At 47.5% G+C, this 25,053-nt stretch carries 23 protein-coding genes; 5 read left to right on the top strand and 18 right to left on the bottom strand.

From position 1 onward, the window contains the following. Positions 1-6: 6 nt before the first annotated feature. On the bottom strand, positions 7-585 hold the full coding sequence (locus KE626_RS32030) for an NADPH-dependent FMN reductase (protein ID WP_211977166.1): 579 nt from the start codon (positions 583-585) through the stop codon (positions 7-9). A 126-nt stretch (positions 586-711) separates the two neighbouring features. Here KE626_RS32030 and KE626_RS32025 point away from each other — a divergent pair, with 126 nt between their 5' ends. Continuing rightward, entirely contained in the window at positions 712-2,949 is a 2,238-nt protein-coding gene (locus KE626_RS32025; RefSeq protein ID WP_211977165.1) for a GH92 family glycosyl hydrolase, read from the top strand. A 2-nt stretch (positions 2,950-2,951) separates the two neighbouring features. Here the strand turns inward: KE626_RS32025 and KE626_RS32020 are convergent, their stop codons facing one another. Continuing rightward, positions 2,952-4,433: a hypothetical protein gene (locus KE626_RS32020; protein WP_211977164.1), complete on the bottom strand. Its 1,482-nt coding sequence runs from the start codon at positions 4,431-4,433 to the stop codon at positions 2,952-2,954. Positions 4,434-4,716: 283 nt separating this feature from the next. Here KE626_RS32020 and KE626_RS32015 point away from each other — a divergent pair, with 283 nt between their 5' ends. Continuing rightward, positions 4,717-5,292 carry a hypothetical protein gene (locus KE626_RS32015; protein WP_211977163.1) on the top strand — a complete coding sequence of 192 codons (576 nt, stop codon included), beginning with the start codon at positions 4,717-4,719 and terminating at the stop codon, positions 5,290-5,292. 103 nt (positions 5,293-5,395) lie between these two features. Here KE626_RS32015 and KE626_RS32010 read toward each other — a convergent pair whose 3' ends face one another. The 7 genes from KE626_RS32010 to KE626_RS31980 all read right to left on the bottom strand — a co-directional run bounded on the left by KE626_RS32010 (position 5,396) and on the right by KE626_RS31980 (position 15,918). Then, positions 5,396-6,835 (bottom strand): GDSL-type esterase/lipase family protein, encoded by a 1,440-nt coding sequence (locus KE626_RS32010; protein ID WP_211977162.1) that lies wholly within the window; start codon positions 6,833-6,835, stop codon positions 5,396-5,398. Between the two features lie 60 nt (positions 6,836-6,895). Continuing rightward, positions 6,896-7,351, bottom strand: a complete 456-nt coding sequence (locus tag KE626_RS32005; RefSeq protein WP_211977161.1) for a hypothetical protein — start codon at positions 7,349-7,351, stop codon at positions 6,896-6,898. An 89-nt stretch (positions 7,352-7,440) separates the two neighbouring features. Next, on the bottom strand, positions 7,441-8,850 hold the full coding sequence (locus tag KE626_RS32000) for an aminotransferase-like domain-containing protein (RefSeq protein ID WP_211977160.1): 1,410 nt from the start codon (positions 8,848-8,850) through the stop codon (positions 7,441-7,443). A 48-nt stretch (positions 8,851-8,898) separates the two neighbouring features. Beyond that, positions 8,899-11,073: an FN3 associated domain-containing protein gene (locus KE626_RS31995; protein WP_211977159.1), complete on the bottom strand. Its 2,175-nt coding sequence runs from the start codon at positions 11,071-11,073 to the stop codon at positions 8,899-8,901. Further along, entirely contained in the window at positions 11,073-12,098 is a 1,026-nt protein-coding gene (locus KE626_RS31990) for an NHL repeat-containing protein (RefSeq protein WP_211977158.1), read from the bottom strand. The genes KE626_RS31995 and KE626_RS31990 overlap by 1 nt, the downstream gene beginning before the upstream one ends. Positions 12,099-12,114: 16 nt before the next feature. Continuing rightward, entirely contained in the window at positions 12,115-13,569 is a 1,455-nt protein-coding gene (locus KE626_RS31985) for a DUF1501 domain-containing protein (RefSeq protein WP_211977157.1), read from the bottom strand. 30 nt (positions 13,570-13,599) lie between these two features. Then, positions 13,600-15,918, bottom strand: a complete 2,319-nt coding sequence (locus tag KE626_RS31980; protein WP_211977156.1) for a PSD1 and planctomycete cytochrome C domain-containing protein — start codon at positions 15,916-15,918, stop codon at positions 13,600-13,602. Between the two features lie 300 nt (positions 15,919-16,218). On the opposite strand from KE626_RS31980, the gene KE626_RS31975 reads away from it, so the two are divergent. After that, complete coding sequence (locus KE626_RS31975) at positions 16,219-16,701, top strand: hypothetical protein (RefSeq protein ID WP_211977155.1); 483 nt, start codon at positions 16,219-16,221, stop codon at positions 16,699-16,701. A gap of 19 nt (positions 16,702-16,720) precedes the next feature. Then, positions 16,721-17,440 (top strand): hypothetical protein, encoded by a 720-nt coding sequence (locus tag KE626_RS31970; RefSeq protein ID WP_211977154.1) that lies wholly within the window; start codon positions 16,721-16,723, stop codon positions 17,438-17,440. Positions 17,441-17,443: 3 nt separating this feature from the next. On the opposite strand, the gene KE626_RS31965 is transcribed toward KE626_RS31970, so the two are convergent. The 8 genes from KE626_RS31965 to KE626_RS31930 are packed head-to-tail and all read right to left on the bottom strand — an operon-like array spanning position 17,444 to position 23,677. Beyond that, the gene (locus KE626_RS31965; protein WP_211977153.1) at positions 17,444-18,034 is read right to left on the bottom strand and encodes a 4'-phosphopantetheinyl transferase family protein; all 591 of its coding nucleotides are present in this window, start codon (positions 18,032-18,034) and stop codon (positions 17,444-17,446) included. Continuing rightward, a complete protein-coding gene (locus KE626_RS31960) occupies positions 18,031-18,285 on the bottom strand; it encodes an acyl carrier protein (RefSeq protein WP_211977152.1) in 255 nt (84 codons plus the stop codon). Before KE626_RS31960 ends, KE626_RS31965 begins: the two co-directional genes overlap by 4 nt. A gap of 10 nt (positions 18,286-18,295) precedes the next feature. Continuing rightward, positions 18,296-19,573 (bottom strand): beta-ketoacyl-[acyl-carrier-protein] synthase family protein, encoded by a 1,278-nt coding sequence (locus KE626_RS31955; RefSeq protein ID WP_211977151.1) that lies wholly within the window; start codon positions 19,571-19,573, stop codon positions 18,296-18,298. Further along, positions 19,566-20,012, bottom strand: a complete 447-nt coding sequence (locus tag KE626_RS31950) for a 3-hydroxyacyl-ACP dehydratase FabZ family protein (RefSeq protein ID WP_211977150.1) — start codon at positions 20,010-20,012, stop codon at positions 19,566-19,568. Before KE626_RS31950 ends, KE626_RS31955 begins: the two co-directional genes overlap by 8 nt. 2 nt (positions 20,013-20,014) lie before the next feature. Beyond that, complete coding sequence (locus KE626_RS31945) at positions 20,015-20,791, bottom strand: SDR family oxidoreductase (RefSeq protein WP_211977149.1); 777 nt, start codon at positions 20,789-20,791, stop codon at positions 20,015-20,017. Beyond that, positions 20,785-21,837, bottom strand: coding sequence for a type III polyketide synthase (locus KE626_RS31940; RefSeq protein ID WP_211977148.1), 1,053 nt, complete (start codon positions 21,835-21,837; stop codon positions 20,785-20,787). The genes KE626_RS31945 and KE626_RS31940 overlap by 7 nt, the downstream gene beginning before the upstream one ends. Then, positions 21,834-22,547, bottom strand: a complete 714-nt coding sequence (locus KE626_RS31935) for a methyltransferase domain-containing protein (RefSeq protein WP_211977147.1) — start codon at positions 22,545-22,547, stop codon at positions 21,834-21,836. Before KE626_RS31935 ends, KE626_RS31940 begins: the two co-directional genes overlap by 4 nt. Beyond that, positions 22,538-23,677 (bottom strand): NAD(P)/FAD-dependent oxidoreductase, encoded by a 1,140-nt coding sequence (locus tag KE626_RS31930; protein WP_211977146.1) that lies wholly within the window; start codon positions 23,675-23,677, stop codon positions 22,538-22,540. The genes KE626_RS31935 and KE626_RS31930 overlap by 10 nt, the downstream gene beginning before the upstream one ends. Positions 23,678-23,978: 301 nt before the next feature. On the opposite strand from KE626_RS31930, the gene KE626_RS31925 reads away from it, so the two are divergent. After that, positions 23,979-24,323: a hypothetical protein gene (locus KE626_RS31925; protein ID WP_211977145.1), complete on the top strand. Its 345-nt coding sequence runs from the start codon at positions 23,979-23,981 to the stop codon at positions 24,321-24,323. A gap of 97 nt (positions 24,324-24,420) precedes the next feature. Here the strand turns inward: KE626_RS31925 and KE626_RS31920 are convergent, their stop codons facing one another. Continuing rightward, positions 24,421-24,969 carry a GNAT family N-acetyltransferase gene (locus KE626_RS31920; protein WP_211977144.1) on the bottom strand — a complete coding sequence of 183 codons (549 nt, stop codon included), beginning with the start codon at positions 24,967-24,969 and terminating at the stop codon, positions 24,421-24,423. Positions 24,970-25,053: the final 84 nt, after the last annotated feature.

The raw sequence follows: 25,053 nt of genomic DNA, 5'->3' as shown, positions 1-25,053 counted from the left end.
TTAAGGCTAAAACAGCGAAGGCGCCGGCAAAATAACCAGTTCCTCCCCCCGCGTTACCGCCGCCAGGGCATCTACCAGTTTTCGTACCTGCGTCAACGTTCCTTCGTCTGTAATCACCCCCTGCTCATTTACCTTTGTTTTCACACCAGACACCACCAGTTGCGCGTCTTCCGCAATCTTCGATTCAATGATCAGCAAGGTACCCAGCAACGACTGATGCGCCTTATGCCCGGAAGTACCCGCCGTGATCAGCGCCACCGGCTTCCTGGAAAAATGCATGGACGACACCGTCCAGTCTATCGCATTCTTTAATGTACCCGGCACACCAATCGCATATTCCGGTGTGCAGATCAATACCGCATCTGCTGCCTCCAGCTGTTTACGGAACTGTTGCACCGCTGCAGGTGCAGCATCCGGCAACAGGTCCTGGTCAGGGTTAAAATGCGGGAGATCCGTTAATCCTCCGAAAAGCTGCACATCAAATACCCCTGTCCCCATTTCAGTGATCGCCTTAATAAGATGATGATTGGAGGAAGATGCACGCGTACTCCCACAAATAGCCAATACACTTATTTTACTGCTCATAATAGTTCATTATTTTTATTATCATTGTCCCCATAACGGAACGGAGGTTAAAGATAGGCCAATCCACTATCATCTTAAATCATGAACAGCCGGAATATTAGCGGCGAATAAGAAAACTCAGCACCTATGCGCATCTTCTTTATTTTATGCTTATCGGTTAGTTATATAGCCACCGCTGCACAAACCAAACAACTCCTCCCTTATGTAAATCCACTTACCGGAACAGCTAACAGTACCACCATCACCGCCCTGAAACACGGCGCCGGGACAGAACAACTGGCCAATACTATTCCCGCAGTGGGCACGCCTTTCGGCATGACGCAATGGACTCCGCAAAGCAGGCTCACGGAGCAGAAATGCGTAGCGCCCTATTACTATAAAGACAGTCTTTTCAGCGGCTTCCGGGGCACCCACTGGCTCAGTGGCTCCTGTACACAGGATTATGGCAGTTTCACCATTATGCCCGTATGCGGGGAACTAAAAACGGATCCTAACGAGTACGCCGCTACGTTTTCACATGCTTCGGAAACAGCTACTCCTTCTTACTATGGCATTACACTTGATAAATACCAGGTAAAGGCAGAAGTAACCGCCACTGCCCGTTGCAGCATGATGCAGTTCAGCTTTGGTAAAGAAGATAATTGCTACATGATTGTTCGTCCCAACAGTGACCGCAGTAAAGGAGCCGTTTACATAGACGCCGCCCATAACGAGATCTCCGGTTACAATCCCGCCTATCGCATCTACCAGGGACAGGGACAAGCCGCCGGGTTCAGTGGCTACTTCGTGGTACGGTTTGAAACTGCTTTCGAAGACCCTAAAGTATTCAGCGGAAATAACATCTATCCGGCCGACAGCATCAAAGCGCAATCCAACATCGGGGCGGTGGTGAAATTCAGGGTACATAAAGGAAGCATATTGAAAATGCGCATCGGTACATCGTTTACCAGCATCGCCGCTGCGCGCGAAAACCTGGAAGCGGAAATTAACCATTGGGATTTTGCCGCACAAACAAAAGCCGGCAACGATACCTGGAACAAGGCATTGAATAAAATTATTGTGGAAGGCCCGGTAGAAAAAAATAAACGTATCTTCTATACCGCCCTGTATCATACCATGCAGCATCCGCGGCTCTTCAACGACGTAAAAGGCACCTACCCTGCGTTTTCCAAATCATACGAAGTAAAACAACTCACCACCGGTAATTACTACGACGACTTTTCTATGTGGGATATTTACCGGGCACAGTTACCCCTGTACGAAATCCTGGATCCGCAGCTGGTAAATGACTTTGTACGGTCGCTGATACTAAAAGGCCGGCAAGGCGGCTGGCTGCCGATCTTTCCATGCTGGAATAATTACACCGCCGCCATGATCGGCGATCATGCCATCCCATTTATTGCTTCTGCCTATAACAAAGGTATACGCGATTATGATGTGCAGGAAGCCTATCGCCTCATGCGGCAGAATGCATTTGATACCGCCGGCGCCACCGACTACCAGGAAGGTAAAGGCCGCAGGGCACTGGCCTCTTACCTGCGGTACGGTTATGTTCCGCTGGAAGATAACGTACCTTATGCTTTTCATGGCAAAGAACAGGTGTCCCGTACCCTGGAATATGCGTATGATGATTACGCATTGTCGACCATCGCCCGTGCACTGGGCAAAACATCAGACTACAACATCCTGCAAAAAAGGGCCAAAAACTATCTCAACGTATTTGACCCTCAACTTGGCTATGCCAACGGGCGCTATGCTTCCGGAAAGTGGTATGAGCACCCGGATCCTGATAAAAAAGCTTTTTTCATTACCGAAGGAACACCGCGCCAATACAGCTTTTATGTACCCCACGATATTCCGGGGCTTATCAAGGCAATGGGAGGTAAACGAAAATTTGAACAGGCGCTGGACAGCATTTTTGAGAAAAAAGAATATTGGCATGGTAATGAGCCAGGACAGCAAATTCCTTTTCTTTATAACTATATAGGAAAAACAATACCGCTCCAAACATATTTAGATGCCATTACCCGGAATGAATATGACGAGGGACCCGGTGGTTTATGCGGCAACGACGACGCTGGTCAGATCAGCGCCTGGTATGTATTTACGGCTATGGGATTTTACCCTGTGAACCCGGTAGCGCCGGAATATTCACTCGTGCGGCCATTATTTGAAAAAGTGACCATTCAAACTGGCGCCAATACTACCACCACATTAACCGTTACCGGTTTCAAAAAGCATCATCCGTTCTTTATTGCCATGGTTAAAAGAAATGGGAAAAAATACCATAGCACAATCCTTTCCCACAAAGATCTTATGAACGGAGGTACATTTGAGCTGCTTTGTTCCGACGGCTGGCAATAGTATCACTCCACATAAAAACCACTCCAGAGCTGCTCCATCTGCTCCCACACAGTATGTTGTAACGGTTGTGGTGATAGCTCAAAAAATAACGCTGTACGTTGTTTTAATTTGTATACTTTTAGATGAATCACGCAATTCAGCACCATAGGCCGTTGCACCAGGTAATTCAGCATCTTTACTGTGCCGGCATATGTTTCGGCGTCACCTGCCGCTGTCTTTATTTTTTTGATGTTGGCTACTGTGGGAATTACCTTCTCGGCGGGAATCTTCCGTTGGTCAATGTTACGGCCTACAAGTCCGTTATAATAATCTGTCAGTGAAGCGCTCAGCGTAGCTGCATTAATAGCTGGTTGTCCCTGCAACCACCAGAGAAATGCATAAGTCCAGTGCTCCACGCTGCTGCTATCACCCCAGCCCGGAGCAAAACGTACATCTTCCACTCCGTTATAAGGGATTTTCGGCGCAAACGCTATCGGGAACGAAAAGCGTTCAACAGCCCAGTGCTGCGGCGTAGCCAGTTTATAAGCCGGTTCATAATTAACCGGATCAAAAATATCCAATTGCTTTTTGATCCATTGTATACATTCCACTTCATCTACAATAGAAAACGCATCCCCATACCGGGCACCATTGACCCGTTTACCCGGCTGCTTCGCAGCAATAAAAGACACAGCTTTATTGCCCGATAACTGCAGCCTGTTTAGCAGCGCTGTGGCATCGGCCATATGCATATCAAATAAACTGTTGTGCTTTTCCTTCAGCCACCACGCAATATCCGTGTCGTAATACATGCGCACCGGTACCTGCTGCAGAAACACCTCGTTGCCTGCCGCTGTATCTTCCCGGTTAAATGGTGTCAGCCATTTATAACGGCCGGGATTCTTATACAACGTGCCATTTTCCCGGGACATATAATCAAGCAGATAACCCGCATCACCTTGTTGTCCGGGGCTGTCATTTCTTTTCACAAATCGCTCACACCAATGCCATAAACTTACCAGGTCTACCGGACCGCTCACCGTAAATACCGCCCTGGGCTGCAACGGGTAATCAGCCGGATACTGGCGGGTAAGTTCCGTGTAGCGCAATGCAATGTTGCTGGCAAAATCATGTCCTGCCAACACAAACTTCGTAGTATCGGTATGGTATTTTGTTACTACATGCTGTAACACAGTATTGATGCGGCCAATCGTGGTACTGTCGGCATACAGATGCAACTGCAAAGAAACAAAAACCGTGAGCAGATCATTGGCATAAGCCACGTTGTGCAGCTTCGTTTCAGGCACCAGGTCATCTAACTGGTAAAAATTAGATAACACCACCAGCACGCCTTTGATATCTTTTGACCGGGGAGGAACAGCCAGGTAAAAACCATTGGCACTATCCTTTGCATCAAAGGTAATACGTTCGATGTATTGCGCCTGCGCACACAACGATATCAAAAGAATACTCAGCAGCAGCGAAAAAAAATGGGTTTGTTTCATACAGGAACAATTCAGTTATATATGCTTCCATAGCCTTGCTACGAAGCTTTTACCAATTAATCAGGCGATAAACCCGGCTAAAAAAATGCCGGAAAAAAGTGGATTGCTAATCAGGTATTTATAGTTATCAGATCCGTAGCGAGTGTCCGGTTTTGATACAGTGGTGTTCAGGGATGGGCAAGGGATATGCGTTCTATTTCTGTTCCGGGATTTTTTTTGTATGTTGCAGACATCGGATCAATATATTGTCGGCATGAAATAAGCTCGTATAAAACAACGTATCATGAAAGGATTAAAGCATACCACAGGCATCATATTACTACTGCTGTGCATCAGCATCGGGGCCAGCGCGCAGAAAAAGATAACCGGCATTTATCGAACGCTGAACGACTATCTGAATAAACAACTCTCCTATATCTCCGACGGGAACAGCACACCAGTCATTAAACTATATTCGCTTGTGCCAAAAAGTTATGTCACCATCCAACATAAAGGCGAACAACTGCATCTGAACAAAAATGAGATATTTGCCTACCAGCTCACCAATGGGGAAGTGTACAGGATAATAGGCAACCATAGCTACCTGGTACTCAATAACCATCCGCAATTGCTATTGTATAAAAGAAAAATTCCCACCTCTCCCAAAGAAGGACCTGAACAAAAGTTTAAGTATTATTTCTCTGCTAATAACGGCAACGTACAAACGCTTACCGCCTGGAATGTAAAACAGGCATTTGCAGACCATCCTACACTCCCGGATCAGATAGATGTTCATTTCAAGAAAGATACCGAGCTGCTCACCTACGATACCTTTCATAAAATGTATAAGCTGGAGAAGCTGTTAGCCATTAGCTTTTAGCTTTTAGTGAATGCAGCGAAGATCAACAAATAATAATCTTCTCTGCATTCACTAAAAGCTAAAAGCTAATGACTAAAAGCTGGTTCGCTGCATCTACTAAAAGCTAATGGCTAACAGCTAAAAGCTGGTTCAGTATCCAATCAACAATTGGTGTCGGGTCCGGAAAGCTGTGCGGATGATGCTCAAACCCCGGTTTATGCATTACCGTTATATTACCGCCGGCAGCACGAACTTTTTCTTCAAAGGGAAGCGTATTTTCGTTCGGCGGTACAACGGAGTCTGCATCAGCCAGTACATGCAGCATAGGGTATTTACCTTTTACGATGGCAGCCACCTTGTATAACGGGCTTCCCCTGAATCCCAATGCAGCGCTGTCTGTTTTAAATCCGTAATCCTTTTTAAAGGCTTCCCACTCGTTCCGGCCACGCTGCTGCTGTTTAAACTGGCTGCCTGGCCAGCTCAGGAGGTCCATTACCGGGTTGTCTGCATACACGGCAGCAACTTTCTGCGGATTTACAGCCGCCCAGTTGTATATGTAGATCCCTCCCCTGCTCATCCCTTCCATCACCGCTTTGGACGCCAGGCCGTTTTTGTGCAGCAGCGCATAAAAACTATTCCATAGCTGTATCGCTTCCTGGTTGCCAAATAGTTCTGCCACATCACAATACACTACATGGAAACCTCTCTCCAGCAAAGCAATATCTGTTTGCGGTTCATGACCCCAGAACCGCGCCCGCCATATCCAGGGATGACCGGTAGCAGCGGATTTAGGGGCTACCACTTTGCAATTACGGCCGTTAAAGGTAAAGTCGGCACAACGGTAACCATAAAAGGAAGATAATTTTTTCTCGCCCGGCAATTTATCGATCAGTTGAAACGCAGTGTCTCTTGCGGTATGCAGCACTTCGTACAGCGTTTTCGCCATCAGCGTAGTTCCTTCCAGTTCCGGATGTATGCCGTCAGGCACCAACGCGGGTTTGCCTATCAGCAATGCGTTCAGGTTCACCAGTTCCACCTGGTCGTTGTAAGCTACCTGTCTTACTTTTGGCAAAATCTGTTGTGTAATAACCGGATTCCAGATCTGTGTGGTATCCTTCACAAAAGAAACCACCGGCTGTAATAACAGGATACGCGGATGCGACGGCAACGCGCTGAAGGCTTTGATCATATCGTGATAATCCTGTTCGTACTCATCGAGGTGTACACGGTTCACCAGCTTGCTATCGTTACCACCAAGATCAATAAGTACAATATCCGGTTCGCTGGCCAGCGCCGCTTTATACTGCGGGGTATTCCAGTAGGGATGATCACCCTTTTTCAAAAGGGTGGTACTGCTCACACCGTAGTTGGTTACCTGGTAACCAGCTCCCAGCAAGCGCCCCAGCTGGGCGGGGTATGATGTTGTTTCAGGATTTGCAAGCCTGGCGCCGGCGCAGATACTCGCACCCAAACAGGCAACTTTAACAGGCTTACCTGGTCCTGCAAAAACAGGGAAACTAAAAGAAATCATTAACAGGAAAAAAGGAAACGTGGACTTTAGCATAGCAAAGGGCTTTAGCATTCTAACAGCTAAAAATAACCTTTCATCTTTCAATATCCAAAGCTAAAACCCAAACACCAACCAATCCCCGGCTTTTACAAATCCGCCGGCTTCCAGGAATGACCGCTGTTCCCGTACCGCTTCCGGTTCCGCCCATATAGCCTCCCGCCCTTTGTATACTGATAAACATTTTTCCAGCAATGATTTGTTCGCTGCGCTGTCTTCATAAGCTTTCAGCACGGCAAAAGCCGCCAGCTGAACAACTTTTTTATTTTCCAGAGATGCGGGCCGCCTGCCCCCATCCGTGAGAAGGGCAAAGCCCGCAGGTTCGTCGCCTGCATATACTATCAACCACTGGCTGGAAAAGTTGTTCATGCTGTCTACCAATATCTTCTTGGTATACTGGCCATCTGTGGTAATACCCGGATGTTCCTCCATGCGGGTACGGGTCATATATAACAGTTCAGCGATCATCTTGTCGGATGCTACTGCAAACTTTGTAGTGAATACTGTGCTCATATCAGGTCTGTTGAAGAATGAGCTGCGAAAGTAGCCGAAGCAGGCTTCCCCGGAAGATACAGTGAAGAAAAATTAAAACGGTACAGTCATCACCGGGGCGTAGCCGCGTAAGCGCCCGCTTTGCGGAGAGCCGCTTCTTTTGCCGGGGTATATTTATCTGCAAATACCAGCCGGAAATACTGGTCGTACCGGTTGCTGAAAGAAAATGCTGATCCTGGTGTAAACCGCACACCCGCCTGTGCACAATAGCGGTAAAATGAGGCGGTATCCTGCTGCTCCGGCAACTGCACCCATAGATGGTAACCACCCTGCGGTTTTGCCACCCTTGTGCCGGCAGGAAAATAGTCTTTTATCAACCGTAAACTCTGGTTGCATTGGGCCTGCAATTGTTGCCGGAAGGTACGGAGATGTTTTTCGTAGGCACTGCTGTCCACAATTCTCAGGATCGTTTCCTGGTACACCGGCGATACCGCGCTGCCAATGGCAAAACGGATCTGTTCTGCCTGGGAATAAAATCGTCCGGGCGACAACCAGCCCAGGCGCACACCTGGCGCCAGCGATTTGGCGAAGGAAGAACAGGTCATCACCAGGCCGCTGTTGTCGAAAGAACGGATCGTACATGGCCGCTGACCGTTAAAAAACAGTTCGCCGTAAATATCGTTTTCAATGATCGCCATGTTATTGGTTTGCGCCACCTGCAACAGCCACCGCTTCTGCTCATCACTCATCAGCGCTCCGGTAGGATTATGAAAATTGGGCGTTACCACCACCGCTTTAAGCGCATGTATGCTGCAGGCGGCCTGCAATGCGGCAATATCAAAACCGGTGCGCGGCTGGATCGGGATTTCCACTACTTTCAACCGTAATACCCGGATCACCTCCAGCACAGAAAATATACAGGGGCTCTCTATCGCAATCACATCACCGGGAGCGCATACGGCCGACAAAGCAATATAGATCGCCTGCAGGGCGCCATCTGTAATAAGTAATTCGTTGGCTTGTAAACGGGTGTTATAGTGGGCTGCGCGTTTGGTGATCGCTTCTCTCAATGCAGCCAGTCCATTGGCGGGATAATATTTCAACAGCGCGGCGCCTTTTTCGCGGATCACCTGCTGCATGGTTTTTAGTAACAGTTGTTGCGGCAATAACAGATCCCCGGGGGCGGCCACATTAAATTCCGATAAGGCGCTGCGTTGCAGGTTCTCTGATGTAATGGCAGCCAGGTTATTCCGGAATACCGGGTCCCTGATCAGCATTGTTTCACCTGCTTTGGGCAACGGCTCCGGGCGGGTGCGTACAAAATAACCCGACCGGGGCACGCTCTCCACCAGTCCCTTCAGTAATAAGTCATCATAGGCACTTTGTATCGTACTCAAACTGGTTTGATAACGTTCCTTCTGTGCCCGTACTGAAGGCAGTTTATGACCGGGGAGATATTGCCCCCCGGTTATTTTACTTTCAATATCCGCTGCTATTTCTTCGTATCTGTATTGTTTCATCTGTTTATCCCCTACGGTTACCTGGTAAAGGTAGGCGAATTATAACAGCTAATTAAACAGCACCTCATCTGCAAATACCCATCCGTGTCCTCCCTTGCCGGGATGCCATACAGGGAGTTTATCTATCGGCTGCAGGATCAGCTTTACACAGGAAACAGTAGTAACGGGGAAACTGCATTCTATATCCATGTTGGCGGCAGGATCGTCTTTCTTGCCGGCTGCAGGAATAATACGTTTCAGCAGTTTCAGGTGTTGGGCATCTGTACCTCCCCATACCTCTACCTTAGTGGGCGGGAAAATATACCCGTTAATATTTCTTAAGATGCCTACCGAGATTGTTTTGACAGGCACCGCTTTTTTAAACACCAACATCGTTTCCATATTTCCGCCGGTATAGCCAAGCCATTTCCCATTGCCCTGATCCATCCCGCCTTTCTGTTTGTCAGTCAACGTTTTGGCGCCGTTGCCGGAATAAGTGCCATTGGGCTGTGTAAGAAGCACCACACTGTCAGGCGTATACGCAGATTTGGAAAAACTATACTGCACGGGATCACTGGCATACCAGCCCTGTTTGCAGGCAATAGCACGGATGGTAGTATTTCCTTCCAGCAACAAACTGTCTTTGAATACCGGTGAGTTCATACTATCCGGCGCCGAACCGTCTGTTGTATAACGGATGGCTACACCCCTGATAGGATGTTTCAGCATCAGCATCATCTGCCCGGCGAATACGGCAGAAGTATTCAATAGCTGCGGCTGATTCAGTTTCAGCGGCTGCTTGCCATCATCCACAAAACCTTTGATGACCGTTGCCTGTTTAAAGATGGTTTGCGCCTGTTGGAGGTCTGCCGCAGAAAGCGCGGTATTCCAGAGATACAGCTCTTTTAAGGCGGGCGCCGTTTTTAATGCCTGCAGCTGGGCCAGCGTAACGCCGGTGCCTGACAAGGAAAGACTTTCCAGGTGCCGCAAAGCCGTCAGTGCCGATAGCGTTTGTCCCTTCAGGTTAGTAAAGCTCAGGTTCAGCACCCGGAGCTGTTCAAACTGCGACAATACTTTCAGATCAGCGTCCTGCACCGGCATTTTCTGCAGGTGTATTTCAATGATCTGCTTTTTCAGCGGCAACAACTCTTCAATCGATTTGCTGTTGAACTGGTCCTTATTATAACAGTTCACAATCAACGGCGCAGCATTCAGCGCGATCGGGTAAATAACACGGTAGTTGTTGTTGAGTTTTTGTACCAGCTTCTCATCTGCTGCTGCAAAGTTGTACACCGGCGCCGCCGCTGGAGCGGGGTGCAGCATGGCAGCAGCCAGCAAACGTAAACTATCATGCGCCGGTAAAGCGGCTACTTTTGTTTTAAAGTCGGCGCCGGATTTTACCCAATAATATAACAATGCCGTTTCTTCCTCGGTCAGCTGGGGCTTTCCGGCAGGTGGCATATGCTTTTTGGCATCGAGCGGCATATGCAGTCGCTCCAACAACAGGCTTACCTCCGGTTTCCCGGCCACAAACAGCTTACCGCTTTTGCCGCCTTTCAGTAACTGTTCCGGCAACTCCATGGCCAGCTCCCCTTTCGCCTTGCCCGCGTTATGACAATTCATACATTTCTCCTGCAATACCGGTTTCACCAGGTGCTCGTATACCAGTGCCTGGTCAAATGGCACCTGCGGGCCTTTTCCGGCAGGCGTTACCGGCGCCAGTACAAAGTTCTCACCATGTGTGATATCGGCTCCAAAATGGCCTGTAATGACCAATAGCAACGCTGTAAAAGCGGCGCCGCCCTTCAGCAGCCAAAGCTTCGGCACAGCGGATTGCGACAGCCAGTATAAACCGGAAGCCACCCAACAGATACCCACACCGCTCCATTTATGCCACTGCAGGATGCCGCTGCCATTGTATCCCTCTTCTTTCGACAGAAATAAACCCATGATAACGGTTACGGCTGCACTCAACGCACCAGCCAACAGCAATATAGCCATCAACTGCCGTTTCCACGATTCGGCGGCCGGCTCACGTAAACGAATAAACGTTAGCACACCTGCTACCAGGATCAGCACAATCGGGAAATGCAGCAACAAGGGATGCATACGTCCCAATACCTGCAACCATGACGGCAACACCACCCTGCCGTTAAAAATCAATAGAAAGAGAATAAAAATATTAGCTGCATACAATACATTGCTGCCAGCAGATTGCCATCGAAAACCCTTTTTCAAAATCATTATACCCTCCTGAGTTTATAGGGATAAACTTTACCCGCATTCCACTGCGCCACATATAAATTTTCATCATTGTCCACGCACACATCATGCGGATGCACAAATATCTTTTCCGCTTGCTGCATTGGCTGCAGCTGTCCATTGGTATACACCGGCTCAGTACCACCGATATTGGAAACCACCTTATTATCCTTATCCAGCACCGTTACAAAACCGCTGCCATTGGCATCCATATTAGGTGAGCGCAATACCGCCGCATACAAATGATCACCTTTTATTACCGGGCGGCATACGCAGGCTCCCGGCAAGGCAATTACTTCCATCAGTTTTCCATCCATGCTGAAACGCTTAAAGCAATTGCGCGTTCTGTCGGTAACAATCAGCGTAGGGTCGCCTTTGCGATGATCCACGCAGATACCGTGTGCATTATCCAGGTGTTCATCTCCCGTACCTTTTCCGCCCCAAAAACCGAGTAATTTACCATTACGGTCATAATGCATTACGTACTGCGCGCCATAACCATCTGCTATATAAAAATCACCGTTGGCCGCTACCGTTGTTTCGGTAGGCACAAACTCTTCCTTCTTCTTATAAACACCAGTTTCCGCCGGGTAGTCAATCGTCATCAGTATTTTACCACTCATGTTGGTTTTATACACCTGGTGTTTTTCGGTATCGGTAATAAACAAAAATTCGGTACCGTTTTCATTGCTGAGCGTAAGCCCATGTGCTCCGGGGAATTCATGGCCCCAGTTTTCCAACAGCTTACCGGATTTATTGTAAACGAGGATATTATTTTTTGTTTCGTTGGTTAGCAAAATGATACGCCCCTTTTTGTCCTGTACCATTTCATGACAGTCCTTCACCGGGTACCTGCTGCTGTCGAGCGTACCCCATTTGGTATCCAGGGCATAGCGCATATGATGATGGCCATATACCGGTCCTTTGGGCTTTGCAAAAAGATCACGGGAAATATAAAAGGAGGCGGTTACTAACGCTGACGTCTGTATGAATTTTCTTCTTTCCATGCTGTTTTCTATTTTATCAGGCCATCAATCCGGGTATTACTTTACCGGCAACATCTGTAAGCCGGTAACGGCGCCCCTGGTGTTTAAAGGTTAGCTTTTCATGGTCCAGTCCCATAAGATGCAGTACGGTAGCGTGGAAATCATGCACGTGCACGGGGTCTTTCACAATATTATAGCCGAACTCGTCTGTTTCGCCATACACGATACCCGGCTTTACGCCACCACCGGCCATCCAGATGGAAAAGCAACGGGGATGATGGTCGCGGCCATAATTATCGGCGGTCATCTTACCCTGGCAAAAATTGGTACGGCCAAATTCGCCCCCCCAGATCACCAGCGTTTCATCAAGCAAACCGCGTTGCTTCAGATCCGTGATCAATGCCGCGGATGCACGGTCTACATCCTTCGCCTGACCTGCCATTTCATTGGGCAGGTTACCATGCTGATCCCAGCCCTGGTGGTACAACTGGATAAAGCGCACACCGCTTTCGGATAACTTCCGTGATAAAAGACAATTAGCGGCAAATGTGCCCGGTACCAGGCAATCAGGTCCGTACAACTTAATGATATCGTCAGATTCCTTGGAAAGATCCGTTAACTCAGGCACCGCTGTTTGCATACGGTACGCCATTTCATACTGCTGGATCTTTGTGTTGATTTCAGGATCACCAAAATCTTTGTACGACTGGTCATTCATCGCTGCCAGCTGATCCAGCATCTGCCGGCGGTTGGCCATATCAATACCATCCGGGTTATTCAGGTATAACACCGGGCTTTCGCCACTGCTAAACTGAACTCCCTGGTGAATACTTTCTAAAAATCCATTCGACCATAATTTGGAATATACTCCCTGGCCATTACCTTTTCCTCTCGACAACAATACACAAAATGCCGGCAGGTTTTTATTTTCACTGCCCAAACCATAACTCATCCAGGATCCAAAGCTGGCACGGTTGCCCTGCTGGGCGCCCGTCTGGAAAAAAGTTAATGCAGGATCGTGGTTAATCGCTTCCGTAAACATCGACCGTACAATACAGATATCATCCACTACCTTGGCGGTATGCGGAAACAGATCGCTGATCCAGGCACGTGACTCACCATACTGCTTGAAATCGTAGTGGGAACCTACCAGCGGAAACGACGACTGCCCCGAGGTCATCCCCGTTAAGCGCTGCCCCCCGCGGATAGACGCGGGCAGCTCCTGCCCCATCATTTCCCGCAGCTTAGGCTTGTAGTCGAAACTCTCCAGCTGTGAAGGCGCCCCGTTTTGAAAAAGATAAATAATCCTTTTCGCTTTGGGCGCAAAATGCGGCACACCCGGGATAAACGGCGCTTCTTCCATCCCGCCTTTTCCAAAAATATCCGGTATCAGTAATGAACCGAGCGCCAGGCTACCAACGCCCAAACTCAACCGGGACAAGAACTTCCGGCGGTTCATATTCAGGTGATGTTCTATGAATTCGTTTTTCATCTTCCTATATTTGAAAAGGTGACTCCGCGGTTATGTTTTTGACAGCGTTTCCTCCAGGTTATAAATAGTAGTGATTACCTGCATCATGGCTGCCCACGAAGCATTGTCAAGATTAGCGGCCATCGGGTACTCACCATGCTGCAGCAGTTTTACGGCATTGGCCGGTTGTTGTTTATACAACTGCTGTTGTTGGTCATAATATTTCTGTAACCTGGCTACTTCCTGCTGCTGCGGTTTGCGGCAAACAATCAGGCGGAAAGCCTGCTCAATATTCCGGGTGCTGTTATTATCTTTTTGCAGCAGCCTGGAAGCCAGTACCCTGGAGGCTTCCAACACAGTAGGATCATTCAGCATGATCAACGCCTGTAACGGCGTATTGGTGTTGGCTCGCTTCACCTCGCACTGATCACGGTTGCTCGCATCAAAGATCATCATGGATGGTGGCGGAACAGTACGTTTGATAAATGTGTATAACCCTCTGCGATAAAGACTTTCTCCATGATCCTGCCTGTAGGTAGCTAAACTTCCCCTGCCAGAGGTAGCCATTTCCCATAAGCCCTTGGGTTGATAAGGCTTTACACTCGGACCGCCAACAGTATGCACCAGCAAACCACTGCTTTGCAGCACCAGGTCACGCACCAGCTCTGCCGGCAAGCGGAACCGCGGCCCCCGGGAGAGATAAATGTTTTCCGGGTCAGCTTTCAATTTTTCTTTTGAAACTACTGCCGACTGGCGATAAGTAGCCGACATCACCATTTGCTTCATGAGCCTTTTTATATTCCAGCCGTGTTGCTCAAAATCAGTTGCCAGCCAGTCGAGCAACTGCGGATTAGTAGGCAGATCTCCCTGCATACCAAAGTCGCCCGTACTTTTTACAATGCCTCTGCCAAATATTTCCTGCCATTGCTGGTTTACAAACACCCTTGCAGTGAGCGGGTTACGTTTGTCGAATAACCAACCGGCCAGGCCCAGGCGGTTTGCAGGATACTGTTTGGTATCAAAAGGCAGCACCGAATGCGGCGTTTCCGGTGTTACTTCCAGTGTAGGATTGTCGTAGTTACCACGGCCAAGGATATACGTTTTCCGCGTGGTATCCCGTTCTCCCATCACCGATACGATCAGCTTGTTGGTATCCTGCTTGTTGATAAAATTTAATACCCCTTTGAGATCTTCTTTAGTGATCTCCATGTAAGGTGTTTTGGCGTATGTTTCAGGACCACCTACGGTGGATTGTAATCCTACTTCTTTCACATTATTGAAGAAGGCAAAAAGCTCATAATATTCTTTCTGTGAAAACGGGTCATACTTATGATCATGACAGTGCGCGCATTCTATTGTAATACCCAGCAGGCTTTTACCAAAAGCGTTGGTACGGTCTGTTACATATTCAATGCGATACTCTTCATCTATCACCCCGCCTTCTTCCGTTATTTTATGATTGCGGTTATAACCTGACGCCAGCAATTGTTCGCGGGTAGCATTGGGCATCATGTCGCCTGCCAGTTGCCAGGTTATAAATTCTTTGTAAGACAAATTTTCATTGAAGGCATGAATCACCCAATCACGCCAGGGCCACATGCTGCGATAGTTATCATCCTGGTAACCATGGGAATCGGCGTAGCGCGCCACATCCATCCAGTGTATGGCCATCTTTTCACCATATGCGGTGTCTGCCAGCAATTCATCTACCATCCGTTCGTATCCCTGTTCGCTGGTATCTTTCGCAAAGCGGTCCATTCTTTCCGGAGAAGGCGGCAACCCTGTAAGGTCAAAACAAAGACGCTTCAGGAGTCTTTCATGATCCGCTACCGGGTTAGGTTCCAGCCCTTTTGTTTCCATATGTGCCAGCACAAAACGGTCGATCTCGTTATGCGGCCACTGCTCATTATTTACTTTGGGTAATGCAGGCACCACCGGGGCCACAAAAGCCCAGTGCGGTTTATACTGCGCACCCTGCTTAATCCATTTTTCAATCAATTTTATTTCGTAAGCCGTCAGCGCCATATTAGAGGAAGGCGGTGGCATGCGCATAGCGGTATCTTTGGTGCTGATGCGCTGATACACAGCAGAGGCCATCGGGTTACCCGGTACTAGCGCGTGCAAACCGGGCGATTCTTTCAGTGCCTTGTAAGCACTGTCGGCAATATCAAGCCGTAACCCCGCTTCCCGTTTGTTCGCATCCGGACCGTGACAGGCATAGCACTTATCTGATAAGATAGGCCGGATATTAAAATTGTAATCTACAATTTCAGGGAGCTTTTCTTCCTGCGTATCGGACGTAGCCGCATTGTTGCATGCGTACAGCCCCGCCAAAAAACAGGCAGTCAGTCTGACATAACGTTGGAACATATATCTTCAGTATTAAACGTTCATTGCACACTCATTTTGATGATCGCGGTGCTAAATTGGCCTCCGGCCGATGATCAATCACTATAGCTATTGGTTGTTTCTATTGTATCACGGTAAAGATCGGTCATTAAAAAATACCATTTCTATACTATCTTATTGCAATATAAGAGTATTTTATCATTATGTTCATACATACCTACAAACAAAACAGACCAAGGGTTAAAAATCAGGGATAAGTGGTCGGAAACCGGCATAAAAATTAAATTTGTAAAAACTTCCTTATTAAAAAAAAACAAAATTATGAACCCGATTTATTCATTGTTTTTTGTTATTTCTCTTTTTGCAGGAACATCCGTTTTTGCACAGGAAACAAAACCCGACAAAAAAACGAAAGAAGCGTTAGCCCAACGCTATGCAGAGGATAAATACTATGCCGAGTTTAAAAGGGGCATTTATAACCGCGAAGCCTGGAAGGCATCATGGGTGGGGGAAAAACTCTCCACGTTGTATAAAAGCTGGGGGGCGCCTACCCGAACAGCTACCGATGAAACCGGTGGGCAGGTAGTGGTCTATGAAAATGTGACCAATACTTCCGGAGGCAGCTATACCCCAGGTTATATCGAAACAGCCACAAATGGATTTGGACAAACGGTGATAACCGGACAAAGGTCGGCCGAAGATACCAGGTGGAGTAGCCAGTATGTTACCATCACAACAGTATATGTAGACAAAAACGGCGTGATTACTAAAGTAGATTTCAACAGCAAATACAGCCGCAATTAATAACCCCAACTCCTGTTTTATGAAAAATATTTTAGCAGTACCCCCCTTCCTCTTTATATTCCTGTGTTCCGGCTTACATGCACAGGAAAGATATTTTGAAGTAAAGCCCGAAATAAATGAATCTGCCGGAGGCTACATTGGTAAAGTGCAGCCTACAGGCGATGATCCGCAATATATAAAACTGGCTTATCCAGGTAAAACGAAAGAACAACTTTATGATGCTGTTGTGAATTATGTAAAAAGCCATCGCGGACTTAAACTGGATTATACCAATGATATAAAAAAGACGTTTTTGGCCTACCGGGATTTTGCAACGATCGGAGATAAAGTGAAATGCGGCGCCGACCTGGTATCTCTGACATATATTGCAGTGGTCACAGATTTAAAAGATACGCTGCTTGTCAGTTATAGCCGCAGCTCCAAAATTTTTTCAACTATTTTTGATGCCAAACTTGTGATAAGCCCTGGCAATGATGTGGTTTCCGAAAATGATGTTCCCTTTAATGAATATAAATTTGTTCAACCGGGGAAAGGGAGGACACAAAGCAGTATATCGCCCGGTGGCGGCCTTTTGGGTGCAGCTACTTCCCGGAACATCAACAATAAATTAGCGTATCCCGAAAGCGTTTTTGACGCTAACGGTAAAGTAGTGAATCCCGCCAATAAAAAAATAATTGAAGATTTCTTTAACGGCTATATTGTTGATCTGAAAAATTACCTGGATAAAAATGTCAAATAAGTATCAGGGCATGTTTGCCATCCCGAAGTATTTGCCGTGATGACTCAGTGAAACGGGTGTTACTATGCCTGTTTCACGGTCGAGTATATACGGTATGCCGGATTCATCTTTGTATAATACAGCAGCTGATGGAAGTATCGATGGAGCAACAGCATAGGAACCCGCGAAAACGCGCATCTGCGCTAACAACAGCGGACTCACTGCTGCGTAGGTATGGATATAGTCATGAATAATGCGGCTTTGAAAATAGTAGGTTTGTTCCTGGTGAACAACTATACCAGACATTGATGCCGGAGATGATACCATAAAACGGCCGGACATTTCCCGGGGAAGCGTCCCCTCATCATCATAACTGCTTGACAGCCGGCATGCAAATTCCCAGGGGGCAAACTTTCTTTCACCGGTAGCGCGGTGAACAATCTTATACACCGCTTCTTTGCAGCTCCACAACAGCCATACCATGACGGACGGTTGTGAAGCTGTGGCAATCATTTCTTTTTCATGCAACAAAAATAATTTGTCGATGAAACCCCGGCGGTGGATATTACTTTCCTGTGCCGCCAGCGCAAGATCTACAATGTCGTTGCCGATCATTTTTCACTCAGCTTTGCTTCCACAATATCCATGGCTGCCTGCACATTCAGCATCCGTTCCATTTCTTCATTCTGGATAACGATATCATATTTTTCTTCCACATCCAGCACCACATCTACCAGGTTGGCGGAATTAATTTTCAGGTCGTTGATAAAATCAGTGGATGCGTTGATATTTGCCAGGGCAGCCTGGTTCTTTGCGTAGGGCTTTACTATTTCTCTTAGTTGCTCAATGAATGCTACTTTATCCATGTTATATCGTTTATGGTTGCGGATATTGCTTTAAAATAATACAGGCATTTACATCTCCAAAGCCAAAACTTGCTTTCGCTGCCAAATGTATGTCTTTATACAACAGTTGTTGCGGAATCCTCTCAGGATCTACCAGTGCTGCTATTTCCGGATGCAGATCTTCACAATTGATATTCGGAAATACAAAACCTTCTTTCAATTGCAGGGCAGTTGCTACGAGTTCAATACTGCCTGATGCACTAAGGCAATGCCCCACCATCGACTTTAACGCATTGAGATATGGAAAATCCTTCCCGCTTCGTTGCAATGCCTCACACCAGTTGCGCACTTCTTCGGCATCCTTCCCGGTAGCGGTAAGATGCCCGTTGATCAGATCTATGTCGGCAGCAGATATACCGGCCGCCTGCACCGCATCCCGGATACAACGCTGTACCGCCGCGGAATTGGGGGCTGTCATACTGCCACCGTTACGCTGGCCGCCTGAGTTGATATTGCCGCCCAGCACCTCTGCATAAATAACAGCGCCGCGTGCCAGCGCACTATCCAGCGATTCCAGTAACAACGCTCCGGCACCACTGCCAGGCACTATGCCACTGGCGGTTGCGCTCATAGGTCTTGATCCCCTCGCCGGTTGGTCGTTATGTTTGAATGTACTTACTTTCATCGCATCAAAGCCCCCCCAAATATACGGACCACTGTCGCTGGTACTTCCCGCCAGCATTCGTTTTGCATGACCATGCTTAATCCGTTCATATGCCAGCAGTACACTTTCTGCACCGGTGGTACAGGCAGAAGAATTGGTCGTTACCTGGTTACCCAGTCCCAGTTTTCCACCCAGGTAAGCACTGATACCACTGGCCATCGTTTGCGTAACTGCGGTACTGCCTAAACGACGTACCTGCAATTCATCTACCTTATAAATGGCTTCCCGGAATTTATCTACCCCCGAAGAACCGGCCCCAAAAATGGTACCACTATCCCAGTCGGGACTGTCGCCCTCCGGCACCGTCAGCTGCGCATCTGCCCAGGCATCCATTCCTGCTATCACACCGTAAATAATGCCCGAGCTGCTCAGCTGTTTGAGCTCCAGTTCGTCGAAATACTGCTGCTGCAAAGCAACAGGTACATCCGGCGTACCGCCAATACAACAGGAAAACTGCAGCGCCGCCATTTGCGCTTCATAACGGATACCGGCTATACCTTTTTTTATAGCCTCGCGGAAAGCCGCTACCCCAACGCCATTAGGCGATACAACGCCAAGTCCTGTTATAACAACCCTGTTACTCATTGCTTCGATTAATGATCATGCCTGCAAGGATACCATCGCAGACTAACTCGCCTGCAGCATTATACAACGCTACACGGCATTTCAGTTTATTAAACCGGAAATATATTTTCTCCGCTGTTGCTGTTACTTTTTCCCCCGGAGAAACAGGCCGGTAGAAGTCGATCTGTGTGGAAGTCATGGCTACGGAAGGGACCTGTTGCTGTATGCTGTCTCTCAACAGGTAAATACCCAGACAAGCCAGGCCCACCTGTGCCATCACTTCTGTAAGCAGTACACCCGGCGTAACCGGCTGTCCTTTAAAATGCCCTTCATAACAAGGCAGATCCGGTTTAAATATATACGTGCCCGTTACCCTTTCCTCATCAATATATTCCAGCGCATCCACAAATAAAAAGGGAGGCGCATATGGTAAATGAAGGAGAACTTTTTCCTTTGTCATAGCTAATGAATGTGCGTTCCTCCGTCAACGGGAATAATGGCGCCATTGATCCATGCTGCTTCATCCCGGCATAACAGGTATACCACGTTTGCCACATCTTCCGGGGTGGTAAGCCGGTGAAAAGGATTACGTGCCTGCCCATACTCCAGCAACGCCCCGCTGCCCGGAATCCTTTGCAGGGATGCCGTATCAGTAATGCCTGCGCGGATACAGTTAGCCCGGATACCGTGTGTTGCAAATTCCAGTGCCATACTCCGGGTGATAGCTTCCAGCGCCGCCTTCGCGGCAGACACCGCCGCATAGTGCTCCATCGCCTTATAACTACCATCGCTTGTAAAAGAAAGGATACGCGCGTCGGCGGTAAATAGTTGCCTGTGTAGTATTTCCGCCGCCCACTCATACAGGCTTACCGCCATATTTTGGATGGTGCTGTTAAAATCATCGGCCTGTAATGCAGGCAATGTTTTGAGATTACCTCTGGCAATACTATGCAGCAAGCAACGGATACGACCCTGCGCTCCCATCGCGGATTGCAGCTGTAACAAGGCCGCCGTGCGGTTTTCACTGTTCAGCACATCTATGTTAAAGGAAATAACCTGTACCCCGAAGGCCCTGATATCTCCCAAAGCCTGCTCCACTACCGGTAACTCCACACGGGTATTACGGTGTACAATACAGATATTCATCCCATGTGCGGCTAGTTTACGGGCCGACGCCAGCCCCATACCACTGCTCCCTCCCAATATCAGCGCCCAGTAACTATTAAACTCTTTTACCATTGTAATAAAATTCGCTGTGCGGAAAAACCCGGACCAAAACTCAACATCAGCCCCTTATCTCCCTTGGGCAATGGCTTTTCCATAAATCGTTCCAATACATATAACACCGTAACGCTCGACATGTTGCCGTATAAGCGCAAAATTTCTTTGGTGTCGTCCAGTTTCTTGCCCATATTCCGGAACAGCTCTTCTACCAGGTTGATGATTTTTTTGCCGCCAGGGTGAAAGATCAGGTGATCTACTTCCGCGATCGTCAGATTATTTTTTGCCAGGAACGGGTGAACAATATCTCCAAAATGTGATTCAATTTTTTCCGGTACTTCTATATCCAGCACCATTTTCAAACCGGTGTTCGAAAGATGAAAACCCATCAGGTAATCCGCATCATAAAAATGATACATTTCTTCTGCAATGATCTCCGGTCCGTTATCTTCCCCATGCGACGATAAGATCACACAGGCAGCACCATCGCCAAAGATGGCGGCGCTCACCACATTGGCCATGGAATAATCCTCTAACTGAAAAGTAGCGGTAGGCGACTCCACAGCGATAACAGCCGCACGTTTCCCCGGGTTGGCCTCAAGCATTTTTTTGGCGTAAATAATGCCCGACACACCGGCCGCACACCCCATTTCAGTGACCGGCAACCGGGTAATATCCTGCCGGAGCTGCAACTCATTGATCAGGTACGCGTCCAGGGAAGGAATCATGATACCGGTGCAGCTCACCGTTATGATATAATCGATATCAGTGCCTTTCAGCCCTGCCTTGTCCAGCGCGCTTTGCATGCACCTGCGCCCTAATACAATGGCTTCGCGCATGTATATATTATTCTTCTCTTCAAAACTTGTTTTGGTAAATACCTCCTCAGGTCCCATGATAGAATAGCGCTTGTCCACGCCGGCATTCTCAAAAATCTTCTTCACTTTCCGGATAAAACGGTCCTCCTGTCCGGCGAGCCAGATATCTAAAAAGGGAAGTATTTCTGCGGTAGATCTGGTATAGGGTGGTATTGCTTTGGCGACAGTCTGTATTTTAACGCTCATATGTTATTGATTATCCATTGATACCGGAATGCCCATTTCCATTGCAGGGAGTATGCGCCGATATTTAGTTCTGCTGATAAGTGATGCAATTCTTTTTTCTTAAAGCCACGGAGGATCGATACCTGTCCGTCGGCCCTGACCATGCTGTTTAAATTAAACACAAAACAAACCAGCTGGAAGAGGCGCACTGCCAGGGCGCTGCGGTGAAGATCGTTGATAACGATACCGATCCTCGCCTGTCGGCGAAAAGCCGCCATCAGCTGCCTGATTTCTGCCTCTTTAAAATGATGTAAGGTAAGCGTACATAAAATAATATCATAATGCTGTTCCCCGAAAGCGGGGCTCATAATATCCTGACAGTGATATGCAATATCCGGATACTCCTTTGACAATTCCCGTGCATGCGTTACCGTAGTAAGGTTAGCATCCACACCGGTAAGTAAAAAATTCCTTTGTTGTTTTTTGCCGTAGGCAGACAGTTCTCTTAACATGTCTCCATTACCGCAACCCACATCCAGGATACTGATGGGTTGCCCTGCAGGTATATTTTTGATGAGGGCGGCCACTCCCTTTCGTGTGATCCTGTTACCGCCGAGTAAACGGTTGATCTGTGCTATTTTCTTTAATGTTTCCTTCAGTAATTCCCCTTCCATGTTAAAATCATCCATGATTTCAGGCGCCTGACTTCTTTGCCGGGTGTTTATGCGCATTCCAGAGCTGCTTTTAGAGGTTTGCCATGCGTACGCCTGATAATGCCCGGCAACAGGCCGGGAAACAGGATCAGCCCCTTCATCATGGTGGCGGAAAGCTTTTCGTTATGGAACAACCTTGATAAAACCCGGCCGGTACGCATACGGCCGCTGAACATTTTATTCCAGGCCTTTGTATAGTTTTGTTCCATCAGCAACCGGTTCTTTACATCAGCAGTAAAATACTGCAATACTTTTTCCGATGCTATCTGCGCGCTTTGTATGGCCATAGCCATGCCATTACCGCACAACGGGTGAATAAGACCAGCCGTATCGCCTGTCATCAGAATATGATTCATTACTTTTTCCTTTTCAGAAAAGCATACCTGGCTTATCGTTAAAGGTTTATCGAACAGCATGACGCTGTTTTCAAAAATATCTTTCAGGTGCTGATTACGGTATAATACCTGTTCCTGGTGAGCCCCTATATTTTTATAGGTTTTAAATGTTTCATAACTCACGAGATAACAGATATTGAGGATATCCTCTTCTACTTTGGATACCCCGCAATAACCACCATCGAAGTTATGCAGCCCTACCGTATCTGACGGAAAATCTCCCTTGTAATGCGCCTTCACTGCCAGCCAGGGCGATTTTTCATTGATGAAGCTGCGCGACAGCTTTGCATCCAGTGCCGCCCTTTTGCCATAGGCGCCAAGCACCACCGGCGCGGAAAACACGCCATGACCATTGGTATCAATAAAAAAACGGTCATTTTCAAATACCACGTTGGTCACGGTATCTTCTACCAGCTCCACTCCTGTGGTGAGCATTTGCTGCATCAGGAACCGGTCGAAGGCATAACGACTGAGACCAAAGCCGCCCAGCGGCAATGGCGTTTCCAGGGTTTTGCCGTAATGGTCTGAAATAATCAGGCGGTTGATCCTGGCCGGATTCAATGCCGCAGGATCCGCCCCAAGCGATTGCAGATATGGTAACACTTCGTTGGAAACATATTCCCCGCAAACCTTGTGCGAAGGGTATGCATTCTTTTCTATAATGGTTACATGTAAACCAGCTCTCGATAAATGAATAGCGCTGGTCAGGCCGGAAAGGCCGCCTCCGATAATAATGACATCTCTTGAACCCATACCCCTATGGTTAAAACAATAACAAGCTCCGACACAACAGCCGGTTGCTGCTCCCAATATAACAAATTTATCGGTGATAATTGCAGCGATCCGGATATAAAAAAACGCCTTTCAGCCTGCCACTATCCCTTCCGGCTATACGAAAAACGAAGTCCTTCCACCACCATAATATTCAATAAAAACATAATTTACAAAAAGCATATACGCTTGTTTCTCACTTTACTATAAAACTTAACATTGCCAATATTATATAATTGTTAATTTTGAAGATAATCGTTTTTGTAAACCAATTTATGTACCCATGCCCGATTCCAGTAAACCGACCGGTAAGCATCTTAAAAAAGAAGCTGGTTTAAAAGTAACCGAAGTATTAACCGTTGCCCTGGTTGATTTAAAAGCCCAATTGGGAGAAAAAAAGTTTCTCCGCAATGTTAAAAAAGCCACAAAGGCGATGATAGCAGGATTGTCAGAGAAAAAAGCGGCGGATAAGCCTAAAAAGAAAGCGCCCGCGAAAAAAGCTGGTGTGGCCAAAGCCGATACGCCTAAAAAAGTTGCCGCAAAGAAAGCAACCGCCCCTATAGCTGATACTCCTAAAGCTGCCGTGAAAAAAACAGCTGCCAAAAAAGCTGCCGCCAAAAAGGCCTAGACCAACAACAACCGGATAACTTTCCTGTAATGCCGTTTATTGTTCCGCTATAGCAGGAGCCTGACATTGTCATCCCCCTGGTGATGACGAAGTCGCATTACAGGCGAGGGGGCAACAAGGCATACATGTTCACATCGAATGCCTTGTTGTCCCAAAGCATCCATTGCTGCAGTAATCCTTCGTGGCGGAAACCCGCTTTCTCCAATACTTTTTCAGAAGCTTTATTCCCGGGTAATACTTCCGCTTCTATCCTTTTCAGCTCCAGCGTTGAGAAGCCATAGGCGGTTACTGCCGCTATCGCCTCCGCCATATAGCCCTTGCCCCAGTACTCCTGTACCAGTGCAAATACCAACACCCCTTTATGACCAGGGGCAAAGCTGTTAAAGCCGATCATGCCAATCAGCTCCTCTTTATTTTCCAATGCTATCCCCCAACGGACGCCTTCTTTATCGATGAAACGCTGATGCAGAAAGTCAACAACTTTTCTCACATCGGCAACTTCCTGTAAAGGTATTACGTGGTAATATTCAGTGACCCGCTTATCTGTCAACAGGTAAAAGAGATCCGGCTGGTGTGAATGATTTATCTCAATCAGGTGCAGGCGTGGGGTATGCAGGACGGGGAATTGATCCGACAATGCTTTCATGTTTAAGGTTGGGTCGTTTTAGGTACTAAATATAACACAAAAAAACAGCGCTGCCGTACATCTAAAATATTGTGACGCCTTTTC

It is taken from the genome of Chitinophaga hostae, from assembly GCF_018224885.1.
GTDB classification, from domain to species: domain Bacteria; phylum Bacteroidota; class Bacteroidia; order Chitinophagales; family Chitinophagaceae; genus Chitinophaga; species Chitinophaga hostae.
The sequence above is the reverse complement of the archived record's forward strand: the minus strand, read 5'-3'. Positions and strand labels throughout refer to the sequence as shown.